16 protein-coding genes are annotated in these 19,422 nt (G+C 63.9%); 11 read left to right on the forward strand and 5 right to left on the reverse strand.

The window, feature by feature from the left end:
- The first annotated feature begins 75 nt into the window (after positions 1-75).
- Positions 76-1,398 (forward strand): amino acid permease, encoded by a 1,323-nt coding sequence (locus EXR94_10920; GenBank protein MSR03230.1) that lies wholly within the window; start codon positions 76-78, stop codon positions 1,396-1,398.
- A gap of 104 nt (positions 1,399-1,502) precedes the next feature.
- Positions 1,503-4,670: a hypothetical protein gene (locus EXR94_10925; GenBank protein MSR03231.1), complete on the forward strand. Its 3,168-nt coding sequence runs from the start codon at positions 1,503-1,505 to the stop codon at positions 4,668-4,670.
- A gap of 86 nt (positions 4,671-4,756) precedes the next feature.
- On the opposite strand, the gene EXR94_10930 is transcribed toward EXR94_10925, so the two are convergent.
- Both EXR94_10930 and EXR94_10935 read right to left on the reverse strand, forming a co-directional pair.
- Positions 4,757-6,052: a YjgP/YjgQ family permease gene (locus EXR94_10930; GenBank protein ID MSR03232.1), complete on the reverse strand. Its 1,296-nt coding sequence runs from the start codon at positions 6,050-6,052 to the stop codon at positions 4,757-4,759.
- Entirely contained in the window at positions 5,845-7,368 is a 1,524-nt protein-coding gene (locus tag EXR94_10935) for a YjgP/YjgQ family permease (protein MSR03233.1), read from the reverse strand. The genes EXR94_10930 and EXR94_10935 overlap by 208 nt, the downstream gene beginning before the upstream one ends.
- 108 nt (positions 7,369-7,476) lie before the next feature.
- Here EXR94_10935 and EXR94_10940 point away from each other — a divergent pair, with 108 nt between their 5' ends.
- The 8 genes from EXR94_10940 to EXR94_10975 all read left to right on the forward strand — a co-directional run bounded on the left by EXR94_10940 (position 7,477) and on the right by EXR94_10975 (position 17,116).
- Entirely contained in the window at positions 7,477-8,394 is a 918-nt protein-coding gene (locus EXR94_10940) for a M28 family peptidase (GenBank protein MSR03234.1), read from the forward strand.
- Between the two features lie 73 nt (positions 8,395-8,467).
- Positions 8,468-9,163: a helix-hairpin-helix domain-containing protein gene (locus EXR94_10945; GenBank protein ID MSR03235.1), complete on the forward strand. Its 696-nt coding sequence runs from the start codon at positions 8,468-8,470 to the stop codon at positions 9,161-9,163.
- A gap of 120 nt (positions 9,164-9,283) precedes the next feature.
- Positions 9,284-11,020 (forward strand): type IV-A pilus assembly ATPase PilB, encoded by a 1,737-nt coding sequence (gene pilB, locus EXR94_10950; protein MSR03236.1) that lies wholly within the window; start codon positions 9,284-9,286, stop codon positions 11,018-11,020.
- Positions 11,017-12,195 (forward strand): type IV pilus twitching motility protein PilT, encoded by a 1,179-nt coding sequence (locus EXR94_10955; protein MSR03237.1) that lies wholly within the window; start codon positions 11,017-11,019, stop codon positions 12,193-12,195. The genes pilB and EXR94_10955 overlap by 4 nt, the downstream gene beginning before the upstream one ends.
- 29 nt (positions 12,196-12,224) lie before the next feature.
- Positions 12,225-13,433: a type II secretion system F family protein gene (locus tag EXR94_10960; GenBank protein ID MSR03238.1), complete on the forward strand. Its 1,209-nt coding sequence runs from the start codon at positions 12,225-12,227 to the stop codon at positions 13,431-13,433.
- 400 nt (positions 13,434-13,833) lie between these two features.
- Positions 13,834-14,433, forward strand: a complete 600-nt coding sequence (locus EXR94_10965) for a hypothetical protein (GenBank protein ID MSR03239.1) — start codon at positions 13,834-13,836, stop codon at positions 14,431-14,433.
- 58 nt (positions 14,434-14,491) lie between these two features.
- Positions 14,492-16,795: a cadmium-translocating P-type ATPase gene (cadA, locus tag EXR94_10970; protein MSR03240.1), complete on the forward strand. Its 2,304-nt coding sequence runs from the start codon at positions 14,492-14,494 to the stop codon at positions 16,793-16,795.
- Positions 16,796-16,810: 15 nt separating this feature from the next.
- Positions 16,811-17,116, forward strand: coding sequence for a transcriptional regulator (locus EXR94_10975; protein ID MSR03241.1), 306 nt, complete (start codon positions 16,811-16,813; stop codon positions 17,114-17,116).
- Here EXR94_10975 and EXR94_10980 read toward each other — a convergent pair.
- On the reverse strand, positions 17,113-17,379 hold the full coding sequence (locus tag EXR94_10980; GenBank protein ID MSR03242.1) for a hypothetical protein: 267 nt from the start codon (positions 17,377-17,379) through the stop codon (positions 17,113-17,115). The two genes, EXR94_10975 and EXR94_10980, sit on opposite strands and share 4 nt — an antisense overlap.
- Positions 17,342-17,998: a hypothetical protein gene (locus tag EXR94_10985; protein ID MSR03243.1), complete on the reverse strand. Its 657-nt coding sequence runs from the start codon at positions 17,996-17,998 to the stop codon at positions 17,342-17,344. Before EXR94_10985 ends, EXR94_10980 begins: the two co-directional genes overlap by 38 nt.
- Positions 17,999-18,050: 52 nt before the next feature.
- Between EXR94_10985 and EXR94_10990 the strand changes: the two genes are divergently transcribed.
- On the forward strand, positions 18,051-18,917 hold the full coding sequence (locus EXR94_10990; protein MSR03244.1) for a c-type cytochrome: 867 nt from the start codon (positions 18,051-18,053) through the stop codon (positions 18,915-18,917).
- Between the two features lie 52 nt (positions 18,918-18,969).
- Here EXR94_10990 and EXR94_10995 read toward each other — a convergent pair whose 3' ends face one another.
- Positions 18,970-19,362: an RNA-binding protein gene (locus tag EXR94_10995; GenBank protein ID MSR03245.1), complete on the reverse strand. Its 393-nt coding sequence runs from the start codon at positions 19,360-19,362 to the stop codon at positions 18,970-18,972.
- Positions 19,363-19,422: the final 60 nt, after the last annotated feature.

Here is a 19,422-nt window from a genome sequence, read left to right on the forward strand (position 1 = left end):
TCGGGGCCTCTGGGGGAAGAATATACTTGGGCTCGGCGGTAACTGCTCGGCACTCGGCTTGGGGATGGGAGTTCTATGACGGAGCGGCTTCCTCGGACCATCGGGCTGTTCTCGGCGGTGGCGATCATCGTGGGGACGACGATTGGGTCGGGTATTTTCCGGGTGCCGGCCCGGGTGGCCGGATTGGTGGGCGAGCCGGGTGTCGTCTTGCTGGCGTGGGTCATTGGCGGGGCGCTGGCGTTGTTCGGCGCGTTGACGGTGGCGGAGTTGGCGGCGGCGTCGCCGCGGTCCGGGGGGCTGTTCGCGTACATCGACGAGGCCTTTGGGCCGATGCCGGCGTTTCTGTTCGGCTGGTCGCAACTGTCGGTCATTCGGGCCTCGGCGCTCGGCAGTATTGCCACCATCTTTGCCGAATATCTCGGCTATTTCACCAAGTTCACGCCCCAGGAAGTCCGCTACGCGGCGGCCGCCACCATTCTCGTGGTGGCGCTGATCAATTATCTCGGCGTCAAGTACGCCTCCCGGGTCATGGGCGTGGCCACGATCGCGAAGTATGCGGGCATGGTCGGGCTGGTGGTGCTGGCGTTTTCCGTCGGCGATGGCAATTGGAGCAACTTCTCGCACTCCGGGAGTGCGACCACCACCACGTTCAGTCTTTCCATGGTGGCGTCGGCGCTGGTCTCGATCATGTGGGCGTACGATGGGTGGGCTGATTTGTCGTATATCGGCGGCGAGATCAAGAACCCCGGCCGGAATTTCCCGGTGGCCCTGATTGCCGGGACCATCCTGATCATCGCGATCTACCTGCTCCTCAATGCGGCCTACATCTATTTGGTGCCGATATCGGAAATGGCCGGCCAGCCACTGATCGCGGCCACCGCGGCCAGCCGGATTCCGATCCTGGGTGGGGCGGGGGCTGGAATCGTCTCGGCGATCGTGATGATTTCCTGCTTCGGCACCCTGAACGGCTCGATGCTGACCAATCCGCGGATCTTCTTTGCCATGGCCGACCGGGGGCTCTTTTTCAAGGGCGTGGCCCGGGTCAGCCCCAAGTTCCAGACCCCGTCGGTTGCGATTTGGCTGGCGGCGTTCCTCGGGTGCGCGTACGTCATGTTCAACGACTTCCAGCAGCTGGCCGATCGCTTCGTGCTCGGGATCTGGCCCTTCTACATCCTGGCCATCTTGGGCGTATTCGTGATGCGGAAGAAGTACCCGAACCTCGAACGGCCCTACCGGACCATCGGCTACCCGGTCGTCCCGATCGTGTTTCTGCTGGCGGCCACCGGGATGGTCATCAACGCCCTGGTGACGGACCCGATCAACACGGGTGTTACCTTCGTGATCCTGGGCGCGGGAATTCCGCTCTACTATTTGACGCTCGGGCGGAAGCGGGCCTGAACGCGGTTGCGGGATCGATACCACTCGCAACTTGACCGTTTGGCCCCCGTCCGTATGTTTGTCCCGTCGGTTACTGGCCACGTTGTCCCCCCCCCGGAGTTGCCATGCGGGTTTTCCTGCGGAATACTTTCTATCTTGCTGTGGTAATTGGCCTTAGCCTCGTGATCGTCGGCCAGGTTGCGGCCCAGGGTGTCACCAGCTCGGCGGTAACCGGGGTGGTGACCAAGGAAGGGGGCGTTCCTCTCGAGGGCGCGCTGGTGTCGATCACCAACCTGTCGACCGGCACCCGGCTCGCCACTACCACCGCCAAGAGTGGCCGTTTCAACTTCGAAAACGTGCCGCCGGGCGGCCCGTTCACGATTGCGATCCGCGCCATTGGGTTCGAGCCGGCGACCAAGACGGGGGTGATGCTGACTCTCGGGCAACGGTACCCAATCAACCTCGAACTCGCCGCCCGGGTCATTACGCTCCAAGAACTGACGGTGGTGGCCGCGACCAACCCGCTCATCAACGCGGGCCGGACCGGCCCGGCGCAGATCGTGACCGACACCGCGATTCAGCGCTATCCGTTGCTGGGCCGGAACTTCACGGACCTGATCCGGACCAGCCCGCAGGTGACCATTGGGACCTCGGTCGGCGGCCAGAACAGCCGCTTCAATGCAATCTTGATCGACGGCGGGGTGAACAATGACGTCTTCGGGCTCTCCTCCGGCGGTACCCCGGGTGGCAGCGCCGGTGCCAAGCCGATTTCGCTCGAAGCCATCCAGGAATTTCAGATCCTGGTGGCGCCGTTCGACGTCCGGCAGGGCAGCTTCTCGGGTGGCTTGATCAACGCCATCACCAAGTCCGGCACCAACGGTTTCCATGGCTCGGTCTTCGGATACATGCAGCGTCCCGAGCTGGTCGGCGCCGACACCGGCGGGGTCAAGTTTTCCAGGTTTGACATCAAGCAATACGGCGGCACCATCGGCGGCCCGATCATCAAGAACAAACTCCATTTCTTCGGGAGCGCCGACATTCAGGCCTCGACGACGCCATTTGTCGGCCTTTCCGCGACCGAGCCGGCGACCGGCATCACGGTCGCCACGGCGGAGCGGATCGCCAACATCATCCGGACGAAGTATGGGTTCGATCCGGGTGGCGCCGATGCCCCGGAGAACCTGACGCGCCCGGACAAGAACTTCTTCGGCAAGCTGAATTACCAGATGGGACAGACGTCGCAGCTCGAGTTCTCGTACAACTACGTCCGCGCGAGTTTGGATAATTTCAACCGGAGCAGCCGAAGCGATCCGACCCGCGACGGCTGGCAGTTGTCGAATAGCGGATACAAGATCGGCAATACCACCAATGCCGCCCGGGCGAAATACACCACGCTCCTCGGTGCGGCCAGTCTTGAAGTTCTGCTCGGGTACCAGACCGTCCGGGACGCCCGAGAGATTGCCAACCGGACGCCCCTCATCCTGGTCCAGGGCGATGTCATCAACAACTACCTCGCCGCCGGCGGCGAGCGCTTCTCACACGGCAACGAACTCGACCAGAACGTCGGCGAGTTGAGCGCGAATCTGACCTTCAATGTCGGCGCCAAGCACCAGATAACGGTCGGCACCCACAACGAGATGTTCGGCTTCCGGAACCTCTTTGCCAACAACCGGTACGGCACCTGGACGTTCGGCAACGCGGACTCGCTCGACGCGGGCCTGGCGCGACGCTATGAGATTCAGCTCGAGAGCCGGCCCGGCGGCTTCACGGCCGATTTCGGGGTGAAGCAATTGGGCGGCTACGTCCAAGATACCTGGCGGCCGACCAACGACATCACCGTGACCGGGGGCTTCCGGTTTGATGTTCCGGTGACCGACAAACCATTCCAGAATCCGTTGCGGGCCCTCACCGACACTTTGGGCGTCAACACCGGGACCTTCCCGAGCGGCAACGTCTTGCTGTCGCCCCGGCTTGGGTTCAACTGGAACGTGGGCGGAACCACCAATACCGTGATCCGCGGCGGATTGGGCTTGTTCTCCGGCCGGCCGCCCTACGTCTGGATGGCCAACGCCTTTACCAACACCGGCCTCGAGCAGGTAACCCTGACCTGCGATTTGACGCCGGGGTCCGGGAATGGACGGACGCCTCCGACGTTCACCGTCGATCCCGACGCCCAGCCAACGACCTGCGTTGGACAGGGCGCGCCGGTCCCACCGACGGCCGCGGTCAACTACTTCGAGAACAACTTCAAGTTCCAACAGGCGTTCAAGATTGCCTTCGGCATCGACCAGCGGCTCGGGTCGGGCTGGGTGGCAACCTTCGACTTCCTCCAGTCCCGCGCCCGCAATCAGATGTACCAGACCGACGACAACGTCCGTCTGGGGGAGGTGAATGGCGAGGGCCGGCAGATGTACGCGGTCCCGAACACCGCCGGCACCAACATCACCCGGTTGACCCGGGTCAACGGGGTGCGCCAGGTGGTTCGGCACACCAACCGGAATGCCGACAAGTCGACCCTGGCGACGATTCAGATCCAGAAGTCGTTTGCCGACGACTTCGCGTTCAGCGCCGCCTACACCCGGTCGCGGACGGTTGACTTGATGACGCTCGGCTCGAGCGTCGCGACCTCGAACCTCCGGAACACCCCGCTCGACGGAACGCTCGCCGACCGGAACCTCAGGACCTCGGCGCTCGATGTGCCCCACAAGATCACCTTCAGCGGCACCGCCAACCTTCCCGGCGACATCCAGATCTCGGCGATCTACACCGCTCGGGCCGGCACCCCCTACGCCTTCACGGCGGCCAACGACGCCAACGGCGACGGGAACATCAACAACGACTTGTTCTACGTGCCCCGCGATCAGAACGACATCAGCTTGGTCAATGCGGCGGATTGGGACCGGCTCAACAACTTTATTGCCGGCGAAAAATGCCTTCGGGAACAGCGGGGCAAAATCATGGAACGGGCCTCCTGCCGGAACCCGTGGAGCAAGTTCCTCGACGTCAGGTTCAGCAAGCCGATCCGGACCGCGAGCGGCCAGTCGATGCTGATCAGCGCCGATGTGTTCAACTTCCTCAACCTGATCGACCGCGACTGGGGTATCAATCGCGAAACCAGCTTCTTCGAGCAGGTCAGCCTGGTGACGATGTCCGGCTACGACACCCGCGGCACTGCGGCCCAGACCGACGACCGGGGCCGCTACACGGTGCCGAGCGTGCTGCCGTTCCAGCGCCGGGTGCTGGTCAACAGCTCGCGGTGGCGAATTCAGCTCGGGGCGAAGTATCTGTTTTAGCCTGAAGGCGGGTCGAGTGAAACGGGGGCCGGGATCCGGCCCCCGTTTCTATTCTCCATTTCACGAAGCGTTCCGGACCGATACCCTCAAGTCCTGACCCGGGCGAGCAGCCCCAGGCCCAGGAGAAAAAAAATCCCGTTCGGAATCCAGGCCGAGAGCGTCGGGTCGATCACGCCGGTGGCTCCCACCGCCTTCGACAAGTTGATCAGAAGCAGGTAGAGCACCGTCGTGCCGAGGCTGATCGCGATTCCCATCGCGGCCCCGGCTCTCGGGTTGCTCATGGCGAGCGGGGCGCCGAACAGGACGATGACCACGCAGGCGACCGGCAAGGCCACTTTGACCGCCAGGTCGACTTGGAGCTTCTTGACGTCGTTGCCGGACCGCCCCAGCGTTTCGATGAACGACTCCAGCTCCCGGTAGGTCATCTCGTCGGGCCGTTTCGGCTCGGTCAGCAACGACCGAGGTTCCTCGTTGAAGCTCGGCAGTTCGAGCGAGGTGAACTTCATCGTGGATGGCGGGAGGCTATCGCTCAGGATATGCGAGGCCCCGCTCTCGAGCCGCCAGCGCTTGGTGCTGTCGTTCCACCGCGCGCTATCGGCCAGGATCGAGAGGTTGGGGTAGCCCTCGACCCGGCCCGCGTGCTCGAGGACCACGGTTCGCATGGTCTTGGCTCGGGTGTCGAGGTAGCGAATCGAGTAACTCCACCCGTTGTCGGCCAAGAAGGTGAAATCGTACCGGGTGGTCTGATTCCGGTTGTTTCGCTCCTTCTCGATCTCGAGTTGCCGGGCGGTCGTTATCGGCGCGATCTCCGTCACCCAGAAACAAAGCCCGCCGGCAAAGATCGAGGCGATCAGAATCGGGAGGATCAGCCGGTAGAAACTGATCCCGCCGGCTTTGGCCGCCGTAATCTCAGAGTTCTTGGCCAGCGGACCGATCGTGAACACGGTGGCGAACAAGGCCGCCGCCGGAATCATGTTGGCGGTGTTGCCGGGAATGGCGTAGAGGCCGATCTGGAGGATTTCAGCGGCGCCGAGGTTCCGGTCGAGGAGGCGGCTCAACCGATCGACGAGATAGATCATCACCGCGACGACCGGGAACCCCAACCCGGCCAGCAGAAAAATCCGGATCCAGCTCCACAGGATGTACCGGGACAGGGTCCGAATCAGCGGCACGGCTACCCCTCCCTTTTCCGGAACCGGAACGGCCGGAGCATGGTCTCGACCAGATCCGCGATGTCGCCGCCGCGGGTCGAACCGAATTCGCGATTGACCCGGATCAGACCGATCGTCCCCGCCAGCAACACCAGGACGTTGGGAAGCCACATGGCGACGGCGGGCGAGGCGTAGCCCCGGTCGGCCAGCGACTCGCCGCCCACCAGGCACACGTAAAAGATCGCAAAGACCAGGAGACCGCCGCCGATCACGAGGCCCATGCCCCCCCGAGGGAACCGCAGGGCCATCGCGACCCCGATCAGCACGAAACTGAAGCAAGCGACGCTGATGCTGTACTTCTTGTGGATCTCAACCAGAAATCGGTCCGCCTGGGTCCGCGAGGTCCGCTCGTCATCCCGGGTCACGGTGACTTCAGCGATGCTGGTAAGCACCGGCATGGCCTGGTTGGCCTGGTTGGTGGGGTTGACGGTCTGGCGGCCCGTCGTATCGGTGATCAGCGGAGTCTGGATCGGATTCTGGACCGGATTCTGGGCGGCGGCGGCTTCGGGAAGCAGCAGTTTCCCGAACGCCCGCTCGAAGGTCCGCCAGGCGCCGCAGTGGCTGACTTTCCCGGTGTCGGCAATGGTCGGCACCACGCCGCTGTGTGAAATCCGCATCAACGCCCGAAGGTCGGTGCGGGCCAGGTCCTGGCGGGTCCCGGCGGCCCGGGTGGCCCGCCGGCGCGACGACGTCACCTGGTCCATCATTTCACAGGTCGTCATTTCCCGGTCGCCCCGGGAGAAATTGGTCGTATCGCGTTCGAAGAGATTCTGGACCGCCTTGACCCGGATCGTGTTGTGACCGAACCGGGTGACCTGGAGCTGCGAGATCTCGGAGGTCTTGTAGTCGTGGACCTTGCCGTTGAAGAGCTGGAGGATCAGGTCGACACCCGTCTCATCGAAGGTCATCAAACCGCTGTCGGCGTAAATGACCCGGCGGCCGTCATAGGCCGAGTGATCGAAGATCTGGACATCCGACATCTTGCCCGAGCCGGGGAACACCCGGGACGCCAGGATGTAATACTGGCCCAGGGCATTGATGGCCTGCTCCCGCATCTGGAACGCGGGCCGCTTTTCGCCGATGTCGCGCTGGAGGTTGCCGAGCCGGGCGTTGGTCCGGGGCAGGACCTGGTCGACGAACAAAAAGCTGATGGCGGCCAGGGCCAGGCCGGCCACCAAGGCCGGCCGGAGCATCTGCCCGACGCTGACCCCGTTGGCCCGCATCGCGGTGATTTCGCTGTCGGCGCCAAGCTGGCTGTACCCGTAGAGAATCGCGACCAACACCGCCATCGGGAGGGTCAGCGCGATGATGAACGGAATGCTGAGGAGGAGGACTTCGATGATGATGCCGACCGGGAGATCCTTGCCCACCAATTCGCCGAACCGCTTGGCGAGTTGATTGACCAGCAACAAACCGGTGCAGGCCCCCAGGGAGAAGAAGAACGGGCCCGCGACGGACCGGAGGATGTACCTTCGCAGCAGACGCATTCTGGGGCGGAAGTCTAATCGCCCTCCGGCTGGAACGCCCGTCCTATCGCGGCCGAGTTGGTTGCCTTATGCTCTGGCGCTGGTCACTCACTTTTCCGGACCCCTACCATGACGCTTCGGCTCAACCTGCTGCTCTTCAGTCTGGCCGGATGCCAGACGCCACCGCCGGCCAAAGAGATCGACGGTCAGGCGGCGCTCCGGTACGTCGAAACCCAGGTCGGGTTCGGCCCCCGGATCCCGGGAACCGCGGGTCACCGGGCGATGTCTGCCTGGCTCGACAGTCTGCTCCGGGCCCGGGCCGATTCCGTGGTGGTCCAGGCGTGGACCCATGTGAGCCGGACCGGCGACTCCCTTCCGATGCGGAACCTGGTGGCGCGGTTCAACCCTGCGGCCACCCGCCGGCTCCTCTTCCTGGCCCACTGGGACACCCGGCCCGTGGCCGATGCCGACACCGGGGTCCGGGCCAAACAACCGATCCCCGGCGCGAACGACGGGGGGTCGGGCGTGGCGGTTCTCCTGGCCATGGCCGATGCCTTGAAGAAGGTACCGCCGACGATCGGCGTCGATCTCCTGTTCGTCGATGGCGAGGACTACGGGATCTTTAGCGAGGAGGTCGACGTGTTGATCGGGTCGCAGTACTACGCCCGGCACCAACTGCCGGGGCCCACGCCTGAATACGCGGTGCTGCTCGACATGGTAGGGGGCAAGGGCGCGGTGTTCCGCAAGGAAGGCTATTCCGTGACCGCGGCCCCGAACGTCGTCGATCAGATCTGGGCCACGGCCACCCGGGTGGGCGCCAGTAACTACTTCCTGAACGAAACCGGGACCTCGATCACCGACGACCACATTCCCCTCCAGCAGGCAGGCCTCAAGGCGGTCAATATCATCGCCGAGTTCGGCGCCGGGACGACCTACCCGTATTGGCATACCGCCGGCGACACGGTCGACAAGCTCGCGGCCGAAACTCTGAAAACCGTGGGTGACGTGATGATGGTGCTGATCCGGGAGGCGAAAGCGGTCAACTAAACCGCAGCGGAAAGGCCCGGTCTCCGAGATTTTCGGTTATGTCCGGCTCCTGATCTGAACGTAGATTGGGCCCATGACATCTCAAGAACGGACCGCCGTCATCTCGTTGCTGGTCGCTGCGTTGGTCGGGCATGGGATCCGTCTCTATGCCCTCGATGGGTCTGAAGCTGCCGGCGGGTTCACGCTCCGGTCGAGTGTCGCGGCCCCGTCCCTCGCCGAGCAGCGGGCCTGGGCCGCCAAGGCCGCTCGGCCCCTCGGTCGAGCCGAACGAATCGACCTCAACCGGGCCGGCGCCGAGGACCTGGCTCGGCTTCCCAAAGTCGGGATCCCCCTCGCTAAGGCGATCATCAAGCAGCGGGCGGTTCGCGGCGGGTTCGCCTCCATGGCCGAGGTCGATGCCGTGCCCGGGATCGGCCCAGGACTGCTGGTCGGTATCGCCCCCCATGTGACCCTGGGTGACACCGATCGGGTCCGGACGGCTCGGGCCGCCGAGCCGGCTCCGGTCCAGGCTCCGTTGGTGGTCGTTGGGTCGCCCAAAAAAGGCCGGAATCGGGGCGCGGCCGCGCTCCCGATCGGCCCAATTCGCCTCAACTCGGCCACTCAAGCGGAACTCGAAACTCTGCCAGGAATCGGCCCGGGACGGGCCAAGCGAATCCTGGCATATCGCAAAACCTACGGGCCATTCGCGTCGGCTATGGACCTCGGAAAAGTGCCTGGAATACCCCCAGCCTTGGTAACTCAACTGGTGCCACAAGTTGTAGTGCCGTGAGCGGATACGGGGTTTGGCACTGGTTTCGATCTAGGGAGTGCCCGGACCCCGATCAGGATGGCGCAATTCTTTGCCATTGGGGGGATCCCGGTACTACCCCAAGGAGGGGTCCGTAGACCCATGGCCAGCGTTGTAGCAGCCCCAGAAATTGGCGATCGCCTCGGTGAGATGCTCCTAACGGAGAACCTCCTCACCCGCGAGCAGCTTAGCCAGGCCCTGGCGGAGCAAAAAACCTCCGGTCATCGCTTGGGTTACATCCTGATCAAGATGGGGGCGTTGGCCGAGATCGAGGTGACTAAGGTCCTGGCCCGCCAGCACCGGATGCCGGCGGTTGACCTCTCCCAGTTTGAGGTCGATCCGAAGATCCTCAAGTTGATTCCGTCCGACGTGGCGAAGAAACACTGCGTCCTTCCGCTCAAACGGGAAGGCCGTACCTTGACCGTCGCCATAGCCGACCCGACCGATCACGGCCTGCTCCAGGACCTCAAGTTCATTACCCGGTTCGACCTCTTCCCGGTCCTCGCCGGCGAATACACCCTTCGGAACCTGATCGACAAGTACTACGAATCGGTCGAAGACACCCAGCAGGCCCAGCTCCAAGAAATCCTCAAGGACATGGAGAAGCTGGGCCTCACCGATGATCGCGAGTTGGCGCAGGACGAGGAAGACGAGAATGTCAGCCAGGCGCAGATCAACGATGCGCCGGTGGTCAAGTTCATCAACGGGATCCTGACCGACGCCTTCAATCGTGGGGCGTCGGACATCCACGTCGAGTGTTTTGAACACGAGCTCCGGGTCCGCTACCGGATCGACGGGGTGCTCCATGAGGTCATGAAGCCGCCAATCCGGCTTCGGGCGGCGTTGATCTCCCGGATCAAGATTCTTTCGCAACTGAACATTGCCGAGCGCCGGGTCCCCCAAGACGGCCGGTTGAAGCTCAAGATGGGCCCCAAGGTCATCGACTTCCGGGTCTCGACCTTGCCCTGCCTTTTCGGTGAGAAGATCGTGCTCCGAATCTTGGACAAGGGCAATCTCACCCTCGACCTCTCCAAGTTCGGCTTCGAGCCGAAAGCCGAGGGCGAGTTGATGAAGGCGATCTTGAATCCGTACGGCATGGTGCTGGTCACCGGTCCGACGGGTTCCGGTAAGACGACCACGTTGTACTCCGCCTTGTCCCGTATCAATACGATCGAAACCAACATTATGACCGCCGAAGATCCGGTCGAATACAACCTGATGGGGATCAATCAGGTTCAAGTTCGGCCCGATATCGGCTTGACGTTTGCCGCGGCGCTGAAGGCGTTCTTGCGCCAGGACCCCAACGTCATCATGATCGGCGAAATTCGCGATTTGGAAACCGGCGGCATCAGCATCAAGGCCGCCTTGACGGGCCACTTGGTGCTATCGACCCTTCACACCAACGACGCGCCGAGCACGATTACCCGGATGATCGACATGGGGATCGAGCCGTTCAACGTGTCGGCGGCGGTCAACTTGGTGGTAGCGCAACGGCTGGTACGGCGGATCTGCTCGGGCTGCAAGGCGCCCACCAAGTACCGGGACGAGGAGTTGCGGTCCATCAACGAAGACCTCGACATTGCCCGGGCGTTGCCGTACATGAAGGGTATCGGGTGCGACACCTGCGGCGGCACCGGATATAAGGGCCGGGCGGGTATCTACGAAGTCATGTCGATGACCAACGAGCTTCGGCGGATGATCCTCCGCGGCGCCTCGGTGGCGGAGTTGCGGGACCAGGCGGTGCTAGACGGCATGCTGACGTTGCGTATGGATGGGATCAAGAAGATCGAACGAGGCGTGACCACTCTCGAAGAAGTGGTCAAGGAGACTGCGTCATGAGCGAAGGCGCGCGTCGATTGGCAGACGCGGCGTTCGCGGGCGACGGCCGGAACCGGCTCAATCTCCGGTCACTGCTCCAGGAGATGATCGATCGGGAGGCCTCGGATCTTCACGTCACCGCAGGTGAGCGCCCCAAACTCCGCGTCGACGGCGACATCCTCGACTCGACCGTCGATCACATCATGACGCCGAAGGACACGCTCCAGCTGGCCTACTCGGTGTTGACTGAATCCCAGAAGAAGCGGTTCGAGCTCGAGAACGAACTCGACTTTTCCTTCAGCATCCAGAACCTGGTCCGGTTCCGCGGGAACGTGTTCAAGCAGCGGGGTTGCGTGGCCATGGTGCTCCGGATGATTCCGTTCTCGGTCCGGACCTTCGACGAACTGGGGCTCCCGCCGGTCATGGCCGAGCTGGCCGATCGGCCGCGCGGATTGATCCTGGTGACGGGCCCGACCGGGTCTGGTAAATCGACGACGCTGGCGGCGGTGATCGACAAGATCAACAAAGAACGGAAGAGCCACATCCTCACCGTGGAAGATCCGATCGAGTTCATCCACCGCCACCAGGGCTGCATCGTCAACCAGCGTGAGATCGGCACCGACACCAAGTCGTTTGCCACCGCGCTCAAGTACGCCCTCCGCGAAGACCCGGACGTCATCCTCGTCGGCGAAATGCGGGATCTCGAAACGATCGCGGCGGCCCTCACCATCGCCGAAACCGGTCACTTGGTCTTGGCCACGCTGCATACCAACTCGGCGGCGGAGTCGATCAACCGGATGATCGATGTCTTCCCCGGCAACCAGCAGTCGCAGATCCGGGCCCAGCTCGCCTTCGTGCTCGAAGGCGTCATTACCCAGACGCTGCTCCAGCGGAACCGCGGCAAGGGCCGGGTCATGGCTTGCGAAATCATGGTGGCGACTCCGGCCATTCGGGCCTTGATCCGGGACGACAAGAGTCATCAGATCTACTCGGCATTGCAGTCCGGCAAGAAGCACGGCATGCAGACCATGACCGATGCGCTCTATCAACTCTATATGAACCGCGAGGTGCCCAAGGACGAGTGCCTTCGGGTGGCTAGCAACCCGAACGAGTTCTTGCGGATGATTGGCGAGAAACCGATGGAAGAGCAAGCGATCGTGGCCATCCCGGGGCAGGGAAAAAGCGAGCGGGCGTAAGCCCGCCGATAAACCAGGTGAGGTCGCCGATGGCAGTCTTTGAATACACGGCCAAGAACACCACCAGTGGCCAAATCATGAAGGGGACCCTTGACGTCGCCGGGAAAGACAACGTCATGGCGTACCTCAAGAAGAACCGGATGCTGCTCGTGACGGTCCGCGAGCAGCCGAAGCAGATCACGTTCAAGATGCCGGGATCCGGCGGGGTCGGTACCCGCGATCTCGTCATTTTCACGCGGCAGTTCGCGACGATGATCAACGCCGGCCTTCCCCTGGTCCAGTCGCTGACCATTTTGGCAGCGCAGACCGAAAACAAGGCACTGAAGGACATCGTCAAGCAGGTGGTGTACGACGTCGGGGCCGGCAATACCCTGGCCGACGCGTTCCGAAAACACCCGAAGGCCTTCCCCGATCTGTATGTCAACATGGTGGCGGCCGGCGAAGCCGGCGGTATTCTCGACACCATCTTGCTCCGGTTGGCCACCTTTCTCGAAAAGAGCGATGCCCTGATCCGGAAGGTGAAAGGCGCGATGGTCTATCCGGCCGTCATCATCTCGGTGGCCGTCATTGCCATCGCGGTACTCCTCATCTTCGTGATTCCGACGTTCGAGAGCATGTTCGCCTCGGTGAACATGGAACTCCCGCTGCCGACCAAGGTCGTCATCGGCGCATCCAAGATCCTGACCGGGTGGTGGTGGGCCATTTTGGGCGGCGCCGGGGCCATCGGCTTCTTCGGACGCCAGTATTACATGACGCCTGATGGCCGAAAAATGATCGACGGCGCCATGCTGAAGGCGCCGGTGCTGGGTGATTTGCTCCGGAAATCGGCCGTGTCGCGGTTTACCAGGACCCTCGGTACCCTGATCTCGTCAGGCGTCTCGATTCTCGATGGGCTCGAAATCACGGCCAAGACCGCCGGCAACCGGGTTATCCACGATGCTGTCATGCAGTCCCGGGCGTCGATCGCCGGCGGTGAAACGATTGCCGGACCGCTCGAGGCCTCGAAGGTATTTCCGCCGATGGTCATCTCGATGATCGCCGTCGGTGAACAGACTGGTGGTCTCGATGAAATGCTCTCCAAGATCGCCGACTTCTACGACGCCGAAGTCGACGTCGCCGTCAGCGCATTGCTCAGCTTGATGGAACCCATCATGATCGTCGTGCTCGGCGTGGTCGTCGGTGGCATGGTGGTCGCGATGTACCTCCCGATCTTCGACATGGTGAACGCGGTCCAGTAATCGACCGAAAACCCACAGATTCGCCATGGAGGACGCGGGGGCCGGTGAAGAACCGGCCCCCGCTGTTTTGCGCCCAGGGGCGGGCCCGGGAGGGGCGCCGCGATGCCCCTAAAAACACGGCGCGGGCGTTTGGAAAAGCTTAGGACGGATCAGGCCTCCACCAGACATGGAAACGATCGGCAGCGGGCACACCCCGCGCCTCGCTTCTTGTTTGCTTGCGCCGCACGTTGCTCATGTGATCTCCGTCACAACTCGCCTACGTTTTGCATAACGCTCGAACACCAGGCGCGGCCAGTAAGGAGCGCGAGCCGGTTTGTCAACCGCCGGCCCGGCTGCCGTGTCTATGTTTCGTCGTTCGAGTCGTCTGATCTTCCCACAACACTCATCGGCGGGGGCATCAATGGGGCGGTTGAAGGCGACGGTCGTGCGGGGACTCTTGGTCATCGGCTTGGCCGTGGCCGGTATCCGGTCAGCGGCGGCGCGGGTCAAGGGAGTCGAGTTGAACGGCTTCTTCGGAATCTACGGCCCCACCAATAAGGAAGGCCTCCAGGGGACCCGGGAAGCGCTCCGCCGCGGTTCGGCGGCGTTCGGGGGCCGCCTGACCTACTGGACCGGCAAAGCCTTGGGCCTCGAACTCACCGGCGCCTTCTCGCCGGCCCGGATCCGGGTGTCGTCGACCGCGGGCCAATTTGCCCGGAGCACCGCCGTGGCGATGGGCTCCGGCAAGCTGATGTTCAATCTCACCCCCGGCAGCAAGCTGTGCGGCCTCGCCCCCGGCGGCGGGGTGGCCGGCATTCACACCGGAAAAACCGTAGCCGATCCCAATGTCTCCGCCACGGACGTCGCCGGCGTCGCCGGAGTCTCGCTTCGCATCAACCTCGGCGAGAACGTCGCCCTCCGCGGCGACTTCGAAGACTATATCTACAATGGCAGCTTCGGCCGCGGCGCCAAGTCTACCCAGGACCTCGTCGTCACCGCCGGCCTCGCCCTCAAGTTCTAGTCCCCCCGCCGAGTGCCGAGTGCCGATCCTACCATAGGGGGGTATAGTATATTCCCTCATGCCCGAAACCATCACCCTCCCCGTCACCGGGATGACCTGCGCCGCCTGCCAGGCCCGGGTCCAGCGCACCCTGGAACGAACGCCGGGGGTCGATGAGGCTGCCGTCAACCTCATGCTTCACTCCGCCACGGTTCACTACGACCCGACGGCCACCACACCGGAGCGGCTGGTCGAGCTGATTCGGGACGCCGGGTACGGCGCCGAGCTGCCGGCAGCAGGCCAGACCGCCGAGGAGGCCCACCACTCGCTCGAGCAGGATCAAGACGCCGAGTACCGGGGGTACCGCGCGAAAGCCCTGGTCAGTGTCGGGCTCGGCCTGGTCGCCATGGTGGTGTCGATGCCCCTGATGCAAGGTCCCCATGCCGGGATGGACCCGGTGATGCGGTGGGCGGCCGGGGTGCTGAATCCGCCACTCGAAGCCGCCTGGCCGTGGCTCTACCGGGCCAACCCCGATCTGCTCCGGTGGACCCTCCTCTGCCTAACCGCCGTGGTCATGGCGTGGGGCGGCCGCCACTTCTACGCCGGGGCCTGGTCGGCCCTCCGCCACCGGACCGCCACCATGAACACCCTGGTGGCCCTCGGTACCGGCTCGGCTTTCGCCTTCAGTGTTGTGGCCACGGTGGCCCCCGAGGTCTTTGAACGAAACCAGCTGCCGGCCGACGTCTACTACGAGGCCGTGATTCTCATCATCGGGCTGCTGCTGCTCGGCCATACCCTGGAGGCTCGGGCCAAACGCCAGACCAGCGGGGCGCTCCGGGGACTGATCGACTTGAGCCCGAAACGGGCCCGGGTTCGGCGGAACGGCCAGGAGGTGGATCTGCCGCTCGAGGACGTCCGGGTTGGCGATCTGGTGCTGATTCGCCCGGGGGAACGGGTTCCAGTTGACGGCCTTATCGCCTCCGGGACCACCGACCTCGACGAGTCGATGATGACCGGGGAGCCCCTGCCGGTCCCGAAGGTGGCCGGCGACCGGGTCATCGGCGGAACGATCAATCGCACGGGGGCGGTGGAGTTTACCGTCACGGCCGTCGGGGCCGGTACGGTCCTGTCCCGGATCGTCACGATGATGCGCGATGCCCAGGCCACTCGGGCCCCGATTCAACGGATGGCCGACCGGATCAGCGCCGTCTTCGTCCCAGTCGTCGTCGCCATCGCCGCGATCACGTTCGTCGTCTGGTACGCCACCGCCGATACCGCACCGGTGGTCCGGGGCCTGACGGCGGCCATCTCGGTGCTGATTATCGCCTGTCCCTGTGCCATGGGGCTCGCGGTCCCCACCGCGGTGATGGTGGCCACCGGCAAGGGAGCCGAGCTCGGGATTCTGATCAAAGGCGGTGAAGCGCTCGAGCGGGCTGGCGGGCTCGATCTCTTACTGCTGGACAAGACCGGCACGATCACGTTAGGCCGGCCCGAGGTCGTGTCGGCCACCACCACGGAGACCCTGGCGGCGGCGGCCTCCTTGGAACGACTGTCGGAACATCCCTTGGCCGAGGCGATTGTCCGGGCGGCCCGGGACCAGGGACTCGAGTCCCGGCCGGTGGAGGGGTTTCGGGCCCTGCCCGGCCTCGGAGCTGTTGGGGTCGTCGACGGTGCCATGGTGGTGGTCGGGAATGGCCGGTTGATGGATGAGTACGGGATCCAGGTCGACCCGACAACGGTCCCGGCGACCGGCACCACTGTCTTCGTCGGGAGCAACGGATCGTTGCTCGGTCACCTGACCTTGGCCGACGCGCCCCGGCCGAGTTCCCGGGCGGCGGTGGCCCGGCTTAAGGCGATGGGGCTTGGCGTTGCCATGGTCACCGGCGACCGTCGGGCCGCGGCGGAGGCGATCGGGCGGGCGGTTGGGATCACGGACTTGGTGGCGGATGCGATGCCGGCGGACAAGATCGCTGAGGTTGGCCGGCGGATCGACCGGGGATTCTCGGTTGGCATGGTGGGCGACGGTGTCAACGATGCCCCGGCCCTGGTCAAAGCCAACGTGGGTTTCGTGATGGGATCAGGCACCGACGTGGCCATCGAGGCCGGCGATATCACCCTGATGCGGCCGGATCTTCAGGCCGTAGCCGATGCGGTCGAACTGTCCCGGCGGGCTCTTCGCTTGATGCGCCAAAACCTGTTCTGGGCGTTTGTCTACAACGTGATCGGGATCCCGGTGGCCGCCGGCGTGCTCTATCCCGTGTTTGGGGTGCAACTCAGCCCGATTCTGGCCAGTGCGGCCATGGCGATGAGTTCGGTGAGTGTGGTGTCGAATTCCCTTCGCCTTCGCGGGTTCCGGCCGGCTCGCGCGGGCCAGGTCTCTTGATATGGAGTTGGCAACATGACCAGAGGTGAGGGGCGGAAGGCGGTCGCGGTCGATCCGGATCTCAAGCAGCGGAATCTGCTGCGGCTCAAGAAAATCGAGGGCCAGGTTCGTGGCCTGGCCCGGATGGTGGAAGAAGATCGCTATTGCGCCGACATCATGACTCAGATTGCGTCAACCCACGAGGCGCTCCGGTCGGTTGGCCGTCAATTGATGCGACATCACCTGCGGCACTGCGCGGCCCATGCGGTGCGGGCCGGTGATGCCAAGGCCGAGGCGATGTACGATGAATTGCTCGACCTGATGTACATCCACTCCCGTTAGGGCTTCTCGGCATTCAGTTGGACGCCGGTTTCGGCGGCCAGGAGCTTGAGCAGAGTTCGGCCGCGTTTGTCGCGGGCATTGATCGAGACTCCGTTGTCGTCGGCGCGGAGGCGGAAGAGTTCTTCGCCGTTCTCACCGTTGATTTCGATCACGGCCCGGCCATCGCTGGCGTCGACCTTGACGGTGCCCCGATGCCGGGCGCCGTGGCCGCTCGAGACGTCGAACTCAGGTCTTGCCGCGGAAACGGTACCCGAGGCCGGCATGGAGGTGGAGGGCAGCGTTTGGAACCGAGGCATGGCCGTCAATGACCGGGACCCGGACGTAGGAGGCTGACGCGCGGGCGTCGAGGCTCAGCATCAGCCCGCCGGTGATTGGGAACTCCCGGGTCACCATGCCGAGCACGGAACCGCCGCTCAAGAAATATCCGTTCAGGCCCCGGTCGTGGTCGAGTTTCTTGTTGCGGACCGTGTTGATCGGGTAGGTGATGACCGGGCCGGCCCCGAGGCTGTAGGTCAGGTGTTTGGACCGAAACGCCCGGCTGACGGTGGCGATGTTGAACCCGTTGGTAATCCGGAACTGCTGGACCTCGGCCGGCGGATTGGTGAGATAGATCTTGTGATGGATATGATCGAGCCGCCAGCCGCGGTTGTCTTTCCAGACTCCGATCCGCCAGGCGTAGTACCAGGTTGGCCGGGTGGGCTTGGTGGTCCAGTGGGCTGTGAAGTTGAGGTCGGGTTGGCCGTCTTGGTGGATCGATATCGGCAGCGGGAGACTGGCGGCCGATCCGAAAAAGACCTGGACTTCGACTTGAGCGGACGCCGAGCGAGGGGCCAGTGCCAGCGCGCTGATTGCCAAACCGAGAGCGAGGAGTGCGCGTCGCATATCGATCAACATAATCGTTGCGCTGGGGCGGGGTGAACCCTAGGTTGATCCGATGCGATGGATTCTGCTTGGACTGCTGGCGGCCGGGTGCGAGATCCGCCGGGCCGAACCGGCCCGGCCTCCGGTTCCGCCTCCACTCTCCGGGTTTCGAGTGCCCCCCGACAGCGAGATACCCTCCGACCAAGTCGGGTCGGCCATCCGCCGGGGCCGGGCCCTCTTGGCGAACACCCGGGATAGCCTGCCCGGTCACGTAGGTAATCGGTTGCGCTGTACCAGTTGTCACCTCGATCTGGGGACCCGGCCGGACGCAGCCCCGTGGGTCGGGGTTTACAGCCGGTTCCCGCAATACCGGTCCCGCAATGCCCGGATCAACGTGATCCAGGATCGGATCAACGACTGTTTCCAGCGGAGCCTGAACGGCCAACCGTTGCCGTTAGGCGGCAAGGATATGGCCGACATCATCTCCTATATGGCGTTCCTGTCGCGCGGGGTTGCCCCCCCGGGCGAGGTGCCGGGCCAGGGCTTCGCGAAAATCGATCTCGTTGCGGCCGATCCGGCTGCGGGGCGATTGGTGTACGCCGCCCAATGCGCCCGGTGTCACGGTGGCCGGGGTGAGGGCCTGCCGAACCCCGATCCTCGGGGTCAGCCGAGGTACTATCCGCCGGTGTTTGGCCCCGAGTCGTATACAATCGGCGCCGGCATGGGCCGGCTCCGGACGGCGGCGTCGTTCGTCCGGCACAACATGCCTTTCGACCAACCGGGTACGCTCACGGACCAAGAGGCGTTTGACGTGGCCGCGTACATCAACGCGCAGAGCCGCCCTGACTTCGCCGCCAAAGCGAATGACTGGCCCAAGGGTGATCCGCCGCCCGACGTCGCCTATCCCACCAAGGCTGCCGCGGCGAAAGCCCGGCCGTAACCTGACGAAACCAGAATGGATTGCGAACCGAATCGGCGTGATGAAACGCCCTTCAGGCTTTGCCTTTCCATTTGTCGATTTCGCGCCGTTGCTTCTTGGTGGGCCGCCCAGCTCCCTCGAAGAAGATCGGTGCTTGGAGTTTGAGTTTTTCCGAGAGTGCCTGCCGGGCCGCCAAGCTGGCAGGGTCTTCTTGGTAGAGGGTGGCCGCGACGGAGGCGGGTCCCCGCCGATCCGCGAGACCGGTGACGTGCACGCGGTAGTGGAAAGGTCCCTGCCGGAGCGAGATCTCGTCACCCACCTTCACGGACCGGCTTCGTTTGGGCCGGTCGCCGTTCAGATCCACCTTCCCGCCGTCCACGGCCTCCGCCGCCAGGGTTCTGGTCTTGTAGAACCGGGCGGCCCAGAGCCAGCTATCGAGCCGGACCGAGGTTTGGTTTTCTGGCATTCTATTAAGCATAACTCTGATATTAACTTAGGTGGCCATTCGTCATCTAGAATCTGAGCC

The sequence above is a fragment of the Gemmatimonadota bacterium genome (assembly GCA_009692115.1).
In the GTDB taxonomy this organism is placed as follows: Bacteria; Gemmatimonadota; Gemmatimonadetes; order Gemmatimonadales; family GWC2-71-9; genus SHZU01.